Raw genomic sequence first — 12,622 nt, forward strand, 5'->3', positions numbered from 1 at the left:
AACGCATCAGCCACTAGGGACTGCATGCGTTTACTACCGACTCCTCTGAAACGTATTTGTTTCTTGGGAGATATTGCCGTTATCCACTCCATCTATGCTTTGGACCGTTAACGGCCCGCTGCCTCGATGATCCAGTCGGTCAATTCATTGATTTGTCTTTTCACTGCAATCGGGTCGCGGTACCAGGATTGGTTCTCCGTCCATAAAAACACCTTATTATTGCGAATCGGCTCCAGTGATCCCCAGACCGGATCAGCCTGCAGCGATTCCAGGCTGGATTCCGTCGTCAGAATCAGATAATCACCCATGTACTCCGAAAGTTTTTCCAGCGAAAATTCATAGTAGGATTCCTTTAGCATGAACTCAGGTACCGCCACCGGCGGCTTCAGCCCCATGATTTCATACATCAGCCGTCCGCCCCGTCCCGACTTCGGGCCAAACAGGCTTACGATTCCATCGTACTCCTGCATAATCGAAAGTGTCTCACCCTCAGGAACAGCCTGTTGGACCTTCTCCCGGATGTCAGCAATATCCTTCTCGAACTGTTCGTTCCATTTCTCCGCTGCTTCACTTCTATCCAGCAAGTCGCCGAAATACAGCATTTCTTCCTGAATGGATGCAAACTGATTGTAAGGAACAGATACCGTAGGTGCGATCTTCTGGTATTTCTCAACTACCTCAGGCTGCGGATTATGCGTTATGATTAAATCCGGACCCAGCTCCAGCAGCTTCTCTAACGAGTCGCCTACATCTGTTACGACATCCAGCATGCCCTCGAGATAGGGACTCGACATCAGGAACGATTCCGCTGCGACCGGCTGAACATCCAGCGCAAGTACGGTACCGAGATAAGAAATGGCTGCTACACGCTGAGGACGTGCAGGAACCTCGACATCACCGAATGCAGTCTTAACCATTTTGGTCTCTACAGCTGCAGGAGTCTCTGCCTCTTGGGTAATCGCACTTGGAGAAGCGCTGGCGGCAGCTTGATTTTGTGCTGCGGCTCCATTGTTCACCGCCCCGCCACACGCCGTTAACATCACAGTCAAGCATAACAGCATAACTGTATAGAAACTTCTTGTTGCTCTAGTCATTTTATTCGACCCTTCCCGATGAAATTGATAATCAATATCACTCATATAAAAAGGATAGCCTAATGACCGGCTTGGAACAACGGAGGATTGCGACCTATTTCTTGCATAATCTGAAACGGGCTGGCCATTTCGTTTACGATATTGCCCCGGCGTCAGGCCGGCATACTTTTTAAACATCCGGTTGAAATATATAAGGTCGGGATAACCGACATGCGATGCGATTTCCTGTTGTGTTGCCCTCGTTCCGGCCAGCAGTGCCATCGCATCTTCCATCCGAAAACGAATAACGTAATCCAGCGGACTAAGCCCTGTCTGCTCCTTACATTTTCTTGAAATGTATTGCTGGCTGTAATTCAATTGCCGCGCAAGCTCCTCAAACGAGATCGTCTTGCGGTAATTTCTGGACAAATACCGAATAACCTGCTCCGATAAGGATAGCTCACCGGCGCCGAACAGACGCTCTCTCAGAACAGCATGGACAAAGCGGATAAATTCTCCCTTGACCGATAGTCCGGTCAATCCATCATTCGATTCAAGAAAGCCCCTGCGTATTGTCTGAAGCAGCTCAAGCATGGCCAGCGGCTCACCGGGCGGGAATCCCCAGCTGTCCAAAAACGGATTGGTCTCCTGAATGATCCTATGTAATTCTTGCGGGGCTGCAGCGGGGAGCGACGCTTTGTAGAGTACGATATACATTTTCAGCCCTTCTCTGCTCCGAACCGTCAGCTGGGAGCCTTTACCGGCATGAAGGACATAGAAACGGTCGCACAGCCACACCTCATCATCAACCCACAGCTCGCCTTGTCCCTGGAATGCAAATATGAACGCGCTTGACGGCAAGCGGTATTGCTGCAGATCGCCATCCGTTCCGGCCTGCTTTAGCCGCACGTCCAGCACGCGTATACTCACCTGATTCCATATTTGTATAAGTCTCAGAACATCCATAGCTGATTGGCAAGCTCCCTCTACTTTATCTAATAGATAATCATTCTCAATTGAACCATGTTTCTAAACACAATAACGAATACGACCAGTACTGTCAACAAGATGTTGCCGGATACTAGGATGCGAAATTCCGCTCTCCTCACAAAAAATCCCCGCTGCTTAACATCTTTCCAGATGTAGAGACAACGGAGAAGCATATGGTTTATATTTAGCTTAGTGCCGTCCTCTACCCCTTACAAACGAATCAGCCGCCAGCGGGCGGTCCATATACCTCAAACTCAAAGATTCTTGCCGCAGCGTTCGTGGTTTGTGTAGGTGTCGTAACGTTGAGCTTGATGTATCTTGCTGATACTGACGCGATGTTGTCTACCGTTATGCTTTTCGTATTATTGGCCGCTTTGACTACTGTGCTCCAATTCGTCCCGTCATTACTGACCTGGATATGATAAGCTCTAGTATTATAGGAGGCGGTCTCTCCGCCTTCTGCTGCATGCTTGATCACAAATTGATTCACCTGCTTCACGGAGCCAAGATCAATCTGCAGCCAGCGGCTGCCGGACTTGGAGCACCATTTTCTGTCATTAATGACGCTGCCGTCTACAGCTTTTGCCGCAGTTTGCGAGGCGTTGCATGTGCTGTCAGCTGTTGCGGGTTTATTTAATGCCAGATTTAGAGGTCCGTATACCTCAAATTCATAAATTCTTGCCGCAGCGTTCGTGGTTTGCGTAGGTGTCGTAACATTCAGCTTAATATATCTTGCTGATACTGAGGCGATGTTGTCAACTGTCACGCTCTTCGTATTATTGGCCACTTTGACTACTGTGCTCCAATTCGTCCCGTCATTACTGACCTGGATATGGTAAGCTTTCGTGTTATAGGAGGCGGTCTCTCCGCCTTCTGCTGCATGCTTGATCACAAATTGATTCACCTGCTTCACCGAGCCGAGATCAATCTGCAGCCAGCGGCTGCCGGACTTGGAGCACCATTTACTATCATTAGTAACGCTGCTGTCCACGGCATTGGCCGCAGTTTGCGAGGCGTTGCAAGTGCTGTCAACCGTTGCGGGTTTATTCAATGCCAAATTCGGAGAACTCCCAATTATGGTGCTGCACAGCGTATTTTCTGCCTGGGCCGTCCATTTTGCATATAGCGTTACATCCGTAGTGATTAGATCTGACCAGATATAGGCTTGCGTCAGCGCACTGTCGTAGTACCAGCCTTCGAAGCTGTAGCATTCCTTCACCGGTGTAGCCTGAAACAACACCCTGCCTCCGGACCCCGCCACATGCTGAGGGGCAATGGTTGAGCCTCCGTTCGTATCATAAGTCACGACCAGCTGGATGGGGCCTCCCCCTTGATCGCCTCCGGCAATTGCAGGAGCTCCCGATATCATCAACGAAACGATAATAGCTACCGTCATTAAGTAACCTCTTATCCTCGCTGTGATCCTTTTTTTCCTCTGACCAAGCTCTGACCCTTTCATTATCCATGCCCCTTTCTCCTGCTCTGCACATTAGCGCTTCTGTACCATTCCTAGATGGTATTCACAGAAACGCGAAAGAATGCTTGTTTGGTGCGGAGTTAGAACCGTTTTTTTTGACTGTTTTTAGACAAATAACGGATTGCAGGCTTTAGCCGTCAGAGTCATTGATGATATGATGAGTATGAAATATCATACTTATGTGCAGATTGTTTATCACAAATGAGAGGCAGATAAAAAGAATGAGCGAATTTTTAAGATTGATGAAAGATCTCCGGTTCAGAAGAACCATGCGGATGATTTTTAAGTTCGCCTGGGCTTTCTGGTGGCTGAGCAAGCAGAAGTATTTTATACCGGGACGGCGCTTAGAAGCGAAAACAAAAGCCTTATACCAAAAGCAGGCTGCTTATTTTACGAGAACTGCAATGGATATGGGCGGATTAATTATCAAGCTTGGGCAGCATGTCAGTGCGCAGGTGGATTTTTTGCCGAAGGAAATTCTTGATGAATTGTCCAAGCTGCAGGACTCTGTAGAGCCGGTGGATTTTTCTGAGATAAAACTTAAGGTAGAGAGTGAGCTCGGCGCGTCCATTAACGAGATTTTTGCCGAGTTTAATACAGCTCCTATCGCAGCGGCTTCCTTAGGTCAGGTACATCGGGCAACATTGCGGACCGGCGAACAAGTCGCAGTCAAGGTTATGCGTCCAGGTATCGAGGATATTATCGAAATCGATTCGAAATCCATTCAAATTGCCGTCCGGTTAATGAAACGTCAGACCCAGATTGCAGCCTTCATGGATCTTGATGTGGTGTATGATGAGTTCTACGATACCGTTATGGACGAGCTCGATTATCAAAAAGAGGGACGAAATGCCGAAGAATTCCAGCAGCAGTTCACCCGCCGGAAGGATATCGTTGTTCCAGGTATTCACTGGTCCCATACAACCTCAAAGGTGCTTACCATGGAGTTTATGGAAGGTGTAAAAATCAATAATTTCGCACAGCTTGCTGATTGGGGTGTGGACCGGACGAAATTAGCGAAATCATTGATGGAGATTCTTGTAGAACAGATTCTGATTAACGGCTTCTTTCACGCAGACCCGCACCCGGGCAATGTTCTCGTGCAGCCTGACGGCACCATAGCCTTAATTGATTTTGGAATGGTCGGACGAATTCCTGCGGATATGAAGACGCAAATGGTTGCCCTTTTAATGGCGGTGTATTTCAAAGATGTCCCCGGCGCAATTAACGCCCTTAATCGTTTGCACTTTTTAAGACGGAATACAGATTTAGAGGTGTTTTCCAGGAATCTCGCGTTATTATTTGACCAAATTAATGGGGATACGTTTGACCTCAGCTTCGTGACATCAGGTGACAATGTTGAGGAGTTACGTGATTTCTTCTATTCCCAGCCCTTTCAGCTACCGGCAAACACAACCTTTTTGGGCAAGGCAATGATCACGATTTATGGACTCTGTCTGGGACTGGACCCTGAGCTGGACTTGATTGGGACCGCTAAGCCTTACATCCAGAAGGTTGTGCTTAAAGATCTGAAAGGAAGTGTCTTTTCCACCGTTCTGAATGAAAGCACGGGCCTGCTCAAAGGAATCCTTCCTACGACCAAAAAGTTTATTTCTACAGTAGATAAAATGGATAGCGGAAATTTACGGGTAAAGCTATCAACTACCTTTGAGAAAAAATTGATTGAGACGCAAAATAAAAATACAAGACGGATTGTTGCTACGATCATTGGAGCGGTATTTCTTCTGACTGCTTCCAACATGTGGAATGAAGTGAACCCTATCGTTTCTTATGTGCTGGGCACCCTGGGGCTGCTCATTATGCTGAGCCAGCTGATAACGGGAGGAAACCGCCGTGAAGCAAGACAGGTCAAGCATATGAACGCCATGCGTGAACGGAGCAGATTGGAAAGACCGAAGTGAAATAGGATTAAAATTAGCCGGATCATAAAGGACCGATATTCGATCGGTCCTCTTTCTATTGCCAGGGTAGCGATTAACGACGGTTCGCGCCGGACATATGCTTACGTTTATTTTAAAATTCCAAAGCAGCTTTAAGAAATTGAAGTGAGCTATCGCGAAATGCACTTGTTTTTGATTCGTCAATATGATGAAAAGTAACCTCATCGATATTTGGAATGTTTGATGTGTCATAAACATAACAAGAAGATAATCTAAACGTATCCAGCAGAGCTAACAGTCTTGAATCCATTGATTTGGGGTCCTGCGGATTATCCGATACCGGGAAAACCAGAAATGGAACCTTATATAAAATAGCAAAAACAGCCCCATGGAAAGCACTGGTAATAAAATACTTAGCATGTTTTATGTATCCTACAAATTCCTCCGGACCAACCGTAGCTGCTCCAGCAGCTGCAAGAGTTATAATCTCGTAGCCGTACTTTCGTGAAAGTGCTTCGGCATATTCCTGAACCCCTGTATCTCGTAAATCATAGGTCAGTATATAGGCTTTTTCTACAGGAGCTGCACATATTTCATCCCATTCGGATCTATCGAGAAGCATCACAGGATCCAATACATGAGCTATAACTCCATTATTCATCGTTGACACAAAGGGAATGGCGCTTTTTTCACGAACAGAAACGAAGTCTAAAGAATTAACGTGCGGAGCAAGGATACTTTTTCGATCAGGCTCTATTTCTGCTCCTCCCATGCTTGCTGCGTATGCAATTTTCGTTTTTGATGCAGGGACAAAAGAAAGTGCCATGCAGGGTAGAACGCCGTCGGAAATAACCCATGGCAACCCCCATATCTGGTCACTGCCGCACACAAAAGAATCGTAATCATCCACACATTCTGCAATATCAGATACTGTATATAAGCGTTTGCTGTGGGGAATGCTTTCGGAAAAAATCCTGAAATGTTCAGCACCTTTAGCGCTTTCATATGTTTGTAAGGTGTGTTCGTTTAGCCACTTGAATGTAATCTGCTCACAATGAAAGCCTAGCTTAGCTATAGCTTTTTGCAGTGCATAAGCGCCAAGTTGGCCACCATAATTGTAGTTTTTATAATAAAGAGTAATAATCCCGACTCTTTTCATAACTGATTATCCTTTCGTTTGTTAACTTCAATCGCAATGAACTCCGGCAAATAATCGGGAGTACAGCCCCTGGATACCATGTCACCTTTATAGAGCCCCGTTACCTCACCCAGCTTAATACAACGTGCACGATACTTCTCATCATAAACGCCTATCCAGCCTGCGGTGAAATTCATGGCCCATTGAACTTCCGGATCTTCCTGCGTAATATTCGCTTCTATCTTAGATAGTAAGGCTGCGGTGTTATCTGGCGGGGCTTGTCCGGTCCATCTCAACCGTGCCTGATAATACCAGTAAACCCGTCTTTGCAGAGCACTAGAGCTATTTTCCCATGACTCGATTAATGCAATGGTCTTCTTGTCTTTGGTGAGCTGATTAGCCATTAACCAGTCTACTAAGTAGTTCCGCTCATCAAAGGTGTGCGTCTGCATATCCTGATCAAGCTTATTCAGCTCTTCTTCTGAAAGAAGCTTTTTATCCATAATTAGAATTGCTAACAGTCTGGGCAAATACTCGCCGGTTGACCAAAGCTCCATAGCCAGCCCGTGATCTTTTTTAATGTCCTTCGCGATTTTCCGCAAGTCGCCTAGCTTAGTTTTACTATTGAGCTGTAATAAAATATCGCCTGCTTTTGTAGAGCAATTCATTTCTGTACTTTTGTTCTGATTCATTAAGCACAGCTCCTTTAAAATTAAAGCGTCTCAGCCAATTTCTGAATCTTTGAACGGGAGATTAAATATACAGGACCCATTATTTCTACTCTGCCGTCCTTTACACGTATAGCGCTCTCCTGTTCTGCCGCATAAACATCAATCTCTTCAGATAAGGGGAACAGGTAGCCTTGAACAAATGTGGCGTAGTCGCGTTTAGAATGAGATTCATAGGCAAAAGGATCAAAGCCCATTCCAACATTTACACTGCCTGTTTCAGCGTCACCGTCTGCGTCATCCAATTTAAGCCATTTCGCAGCCATATTTAACGAACCGGCGCTGGCACCCAATATAACGGCATTGCTATTCTTAATAACTTCCGTTAATTTATATTCTACCAAAAAATCGTTCTGTAGTACCGGATCTCCGCCGCATAAGAAAATGACAGACGCGTTTTGAATGACCCGCCGGGCCTCTTCCTTTTGCATGCGGTAATCAATGAAATGATATTCATCAAAAATAAGGTTTGCCTCATGCAGCCAGGTCCATTCAGAAATATCAGCAAAGTTAATTTGCTCATCTTCACAACCAGACGGCCCAGCGCTAATCATAACAAGTGATTTCCGGTCTTGGATATCCTCCTGCAAGCACTTAACAAGCCTCTCTGGAAAAAAATTATTAAACCAGCTGAAATAGTAGTGAGTATTCAAATTAATTACCTCCGTATGTATTATTTAACGTCATTAAAGCAGTTTAATTTAGCTTCAGCCGCCAGCATGGCACCGTTAAGAATAAGATGATGTCCGTCACTCCGGGCCGTTGTTCTGAAATACAGACTGCGCACAAAATGTTTCCCGTTAACTCTAGCGATTCTCTCCGGCTCCGGGTCGCCAATATGCCGCAGCATCAGATAAGTAAAGTCCTGTAACCTTTCTCCCTCACGCAGGATATAGCGTTCCTTCTCCAGTCTTGCAGCTTTCGTATCAGTTCTGTTCGCGTATCCTCGTGCATTTGGTCGCTTGCCTCCTAGAGTAGTTATAGCGGGCGTTATGTGTGGCTCCCGCCGATATCCCTACTATAAAACACAATGACTGACACCAGGGCGTCAGTCATTGTAGGATAAAAGCATATTTCGTATATATTGCTGCAGCTCCGCACGTAATTCACGGGGCTCCAGCAGCTCGCACTCCTTGCCGAAGCTTAGAATGAACTTTAGCAGGCCCTCCTCATTCGGAAAAGTATCCGAAACAAGATAAAAGCCATCTTCCCTCCGGCTAATCTTTTCCTTCTGAAAATACTCAGTAAGCTGTACGCCAATCCGCGAAGTGAATCTCAACACAACCTGTATGTCCCGCTGTGAGTAGCTCTGCTCAATGACCTCGGCAATCCGGTCTGCTGCCAGCTCTCTTTTCTCAAAAGCCGGCCCCTGCTCCAGCTGCTTAATCCGCACAAGCTTGAATCTGCGGTAGTCCCTTCTGACCCGGCAAAAGCCTGTCACATACCAATGGCCGTGGCGAAAGTCAATCGAGCTTGGCTCTACCGTCCGCTCCAGGTATTCCATATCCCTGTTGATATATTTGAACACGAGCAGCCTGTTATCCGTAATGGCCCTGCTTATGATTCCAAGGTATTCTTTAATTTCCTGCTCCATGCTGAAATGGGACAGATCCAGAGTCAGTTTGTCCTTATCGGGCCCCGGCTTATAGGTATGCTCAACCTTCAGCATAATGTCATTAAAGGCTTCGTTCCTGCCGAATAAGCCGTGTAAATTCTTCATTACCGTTACAAACGTATGCGCTTCATCCCGGTTTAAAAAGAGGCTACTTATATTATAGCTGTCCATAATATAGTATCCTCCGCCCTTGCCGCTGGACGCTGCAACCGGTATGCCGGCTTCGCTTATTTTTTCGATATCCCGGTAGATTGTCCGCAAGGATACTTCAAAATGCTCGGCAAGCTCCTTGCCCGTTACCGTACCTTTACCGGAGATGATCAGCAGCATGGAGAGTAATCGATCGACTCGCATGATTGTGTGTGACGCTAAAGTAACGTCTTCCTCCTCTGGGTGAAGTAAGTGAATCATATATTCTCTTGCTTTAATGCATCAATAATATTCTCCTTTTTTACTTTAGCGCCGGAATAAGCAACCGCAGAGCTGACAATGACAAATACGCCCACAATGACAGACAGAATGCTCATCCAGGGCAGGGTGAACCCATAGCTGAATTTGTTCGAAAATGCTTTGTAGATCAGAACCATCACGGCGAAACTGACAGGAAGCCCATACAAGAGCGACTTGACCCCATAAAATACACTCTCATAGTTCAACATTCTTGCAAACCCCTTTGGCGTAGCGCCTACGGATTTCAGCATCGCGAATTCCCGTTTGCGAAGAGCCAGCCCTGTCGAGATCGTATTAAAGATGTTCGCAACGGAAATCGCAGTGATTAATACGATAAAACCGTAAGCAAAGACGTTCATCAGCAGAATTTGTTGTTCTTCGCTTTTTCTGGATTGATATACATTGTAGACATTCAGATTGGTCTCATTCATCTCTTCAATTTCCTGCTGCGTTTTCACCGGTTCCGTGCTTTTCAAATGGAGGTACATCGAAGCGTTAGCCAGCTCTTCGTTGTCTGCCAGCCGATTCATGACGCGTTCCGACACAATCATATTTAACCCGCCTACGCCTACCGGGCTCATCCCCATCGGTGCCTTATCCGTCAATGCGGCAAATATCACTTTATTTGCCTTCGTTTCTTCCCCACCCTCTTTAATAAAACTCGTTAGCTCGATATGTTGGCCGATATTCGCATATATGGACTTCGTCTGAATATATTTCCCCGTATCCATATCTTTGTAATGAATCGTATCCATCACGATTGCGGCGGGATGCTCCAGATCCGTAAGCTGTTCGTAATCTGCGCCTACCGCTCTGGCATAGGCTTGCAGGCTCGAATCATTCAGTGCATGGAGTTTAATGTCGTAAGGGTATTTCCCGTCTTGCAGCATACTCTTATCCTGCTTAATCTTCTCTTGCAACACGTCGGCGATGCTTGCCGCATCGATCCAAGCGTTCCCGAGTAACTCATGAATGACGTTGTATTCCGTGATGCCATCCAGAGATACAAGCGATTGCATCAACCGATCATCCAGTCCTTTTCCATTACTGGACGACACTTCAATATCGTAATCGATGCCTTCCTGCGACAATGCCAGAGATTGTGTCAGGCCAGCCGTGAAAAACGATATCGTCAAAAACAAAACGATGCTGATGACAAGCGAAAAAAGAATAACATGATGTCTTCGTTTGTTCCTTTTTAAGTTTTTCAGCCCGATTTCTGCTTCAATTCCGAAGAGCTTACGAATGATCTCGGGCGTCTTCACTGCTTTGGCCGTAAGCTTAACATCAGTGGTTTGGCGAATCGCGTCCATGGGAGATACCCGGGATGCTTTAACCGCCGGGAGATACGTCGAAATGAAAATCGTCAGCATCGAAACAAGACTAGTAATCAAGAGCAATAGCGGCGTGACGATAAGCCTCAGCTTTTCACTAGTCCATAATGCCCCTTCAATCATTGAGTTCATGAACGAAAAGGTGATTCCGATTCCGGCAAGACCGCATAAGATGCCAATAGGAATGCTGATCAAACCAATGACGATACCTTCAAAAAATACGGAATTTCGCTTCTGCCTTTTCGTCGCCCCCACGCTCGCGAGCATCCCTAAATGGCGGGAACGCTCCGAGACGGATATCGCAAAAGCGTTATAGATGAGCCCAACCGAGCCAATTATAATGGCCCCCATAATGATTGCCGATAATGAGAACATCATGCTGGATGAGGCTCCGCTGCTGGACAAGCCATAATAATGAAGCAAATCGTTATTATATTGGACAGTGTCAATTTGGTTTTTCTCAGCCAGCTTCTCCGCATGTGCGAACAAGAACGGATTGACCTGCTGCAAGACCACCGACGCATCGACCCGATCATCCCCCCCGAGGATATGATCATCGACATAGCTAATGACCGTATAACCCGGGGCCCAGGCCGTTTCCGACACCGGACGTTTAATGAAGCCTACCACCGTATAATCCCTAATTATGCTATGCTGTAATGTCTCGGTCAATGTGCCGTCTTCCCTGCGCAGCGGATCCGTCTGATCCAGGGGATGATCGCCCCCTGGTTCGAATCGGTCGCCGACACGAAGCGTTAGACGGTCGCCGATTTCGTATTTCACTTTGCCATTTGCTGCAATAGACTCGGAGATCACAACCTCCTTGTCCGTATGAGGAAGACGTCCCTTGCTTATTTCAACTTGAAATTGTGCGAACCCTTGCACATCATATTCCTTGATGAACAAGTACGGCTTATTGGAATTTTGTCCCCCTTCTAATGGGGCATACCCAAGGTCTCTTGTGATTGCAGCCGTTTTGGTTGCATCATCGCCCTGTATAGCCGCAAGCTGTTCTTTGGTTATATCTTGATACTGAATATGCCACTCCCCTGTATCTGCGATCGTTTGTCTGATCATTAAATCCGCAAAGGAAAAAATAAGCGTAATGACAGCGGTCATCATGGATACCGAAATAATCACGCCAACAATAGTCACAAGTGTTCGTCTCTTGTTCTGCTTCAGATGCCGGATGGTTAAGGTATTGACAATATTCATCGCCTTATCACCTCGTCTTTGGCAATCCTCCCATCTTCAATCGAAATGATTCTGTCGGCTTGCAGGGCAATCCGTTCGTCATGCGTGATTACGATCAGTGTCTGATGATAGGTCTTATTCAGCATTTTCAATAAATCGACGATCTCGCTGCTATTTCTGCTGTCCAGATTCCCGGTGGGTTCGTCAGCCAGCATGATCGCAGGATTGCCGATGATCGCCCTGCCAATCGAGACACGCTGCTGCTGTCCGCCGGATAGCTGATTCGGCAGATGGTTTAATCGATGCTGCAAATTCAACGTATTCACAAGATCAGCCAATTGCTTTTGATCTACCTTTTGTTGATCCAGCAAGAGCGGCAGCGTAATATTCTCTTCCACCGTCAGGACGGGAATCAGATTGAAAAACTGGTAGATCAGCCCGATTTGCCTGCGCCTGAAGATGGCCAGCTGCGTTTCGTTCAAGGTATACATATCCGTATCCTGAACATACACTTTCCCGCCGGTCGGTCGATCCACACCGCCCAGCATATGAAGGAGTGTCGATTTTCCCGAACCGGAAGGTCCGATAATTGCGACGAATTCACCTTTTTGGACCGAAAAGGAAACATCATCAAGCGCCTTCACCGCCGATTCGCCTGTGCCGTATATTTTAGACAAATTTTCAATTGTTAAAATCTCCATTCTCATCCCCCCTTCCCTAGA

Annotated in this window: 9 protein-coding genes; 1 reads left to right on the forward strand and 8 read right to left on the reverse strand. The window is 46.4% G+C overall.

Annotated features, from left to right (window positions below):
- Positions 1 to 107 precede the first annotated feature (107 nt).
- Together R70723_RS18285 and R70723_RS32170 are read right to left on the reverse strand one after the other, a co-directional pair.
- Positions 108 to 1,991, reverse strand: coding sequence for an AraC family transcriptional regulator (locus R70723_RS18285; protein WP_231574746.1), 1,884 nt, complete (start codon positions 1,989 to 1,991; stop codon positions 108 to 110).
- A gap of 292 nt (positions 1,992 to 2,283) precedes the next feature.
- Complete coding sequence (locus R70723_RS32170; RefSeq protein ID WP_052421378.1) at positions 2,284 to 3,459, reverse strand: discoidin domain-containing protein; 1,176 nt, start codon at positions 3,457 to 3,459, stop codon at positions 2,284 to 2,286.
- A 302-nt stretch (positions 3,460 to 3,761) separates the two neighbouring features.
- On the opposite strand from R70723_RS32170, the gene R70723_RS18295 reads away from it, so the two are divergent.
- On the forward strand, positions 3,762 to 5,462 hold the full coding sequence (locus R70723_RS18295; protein ID WP_076418336.1) for an ABC1 kinase family protein: 1,701 nt from the start codon (positions 3,762 to 3,764) through the stop codon (positions 5,460 to 5,462).
- 112 nt (positions 5,463 to 5,574) lie between these two features.
- Here the strand turns inward: R70723_RS18295 and R70723_RS18300 are convergent, their stop codons facing one another.
- From R70723_RS18300 to R70723_RS18325, 6 genes are all read right to left on the reverse strand, one after another.
- Positions 5,575 to 6,600: a polysaccharide pyruvyl transferase family protein gene (locus tag R70723_RS18300; RefSeq protein WP_039874058.1), complete on the reverse strand. Its 1,026-nt coding sequence runs from the start codon at positions 6,598 to 6,600 to the stop codon at positions 5,575 to 5,577.
- Positions 6,597 to 7,271, reverse strand: coding sequence for a DNA alkylation repair protein (locus R70723_RS18305; RefSeq protein ID WP_039874060.1), 675 nt, complete (start codon positions 7,269 to 7,271; stop codon positions 6,597 to 6,599). The genes R70723_RS18300 and R70723_RS18305 overlap by 4 nt, the downstream gene beginning before the upstream one ends.
- A 20-nt stretch (positions 7,272 to 7,291) precedes the next feature.
- A complete protein-coding gene (locus R70723_RS18310; RefSeq protein ID WP_039874061.1) occupies positions 7,292 to 7,960 on the reverse strand; it encodes a type 1 glutamine amidotransferase family protein in 669 nt (222 codons plus the stop codon).
- 395 nt (positions 7,961 to 8,355) lie between these two features.
- Entirely contained in the window at positions 8,356 to 9,276 is a 921-nt protein-coding gene (locus R70723_RS18315; protein ID WP_039874064.1) for a helix-turn-helix transcriptional regulator, read from the reverse strand.
- A gap of 53 nt (positions 9,277 to 9,329) precedes the next feature.
- The gene (locus R70723_RS18320; RefSeq protein ID WP_039874065.1) at positions 9,330 to 11,921 is read right to left on the reverse strand and encodes an ABC transporter permease; all 2,592 of its coding nucleotides are present in this window, start codon (positions 11,919 to 11,921) and stop codon (positions 9,330 to 9,332) included.
- Positions 11,918 to 12,601, reverse strand: coding sequence for an ABC transporter ATP-binding protein (locus R70723_RS18325; protein ID WP_039874067.1), 684 nt, complete (start codon positions 12,599 to 12,601; stop codon positions 11,918 to 11,920). Before R70723_RS18325 ends, R70723_RS18320 begins: the two co-directional genes overlap by 4 nt.
- Between the last annotated feature and the right edge of the window lie 21 nt (positions 12,602 to 12,622).

Source organism: Paenibacillus sp. FSL R7-0273 (assembly GCF_000758625.1).
Lineage (GTDB): Bacteria > Bacillota > Bacilli > Paenibacillales > Paenibacillaceae > Paenibacillus_AQ.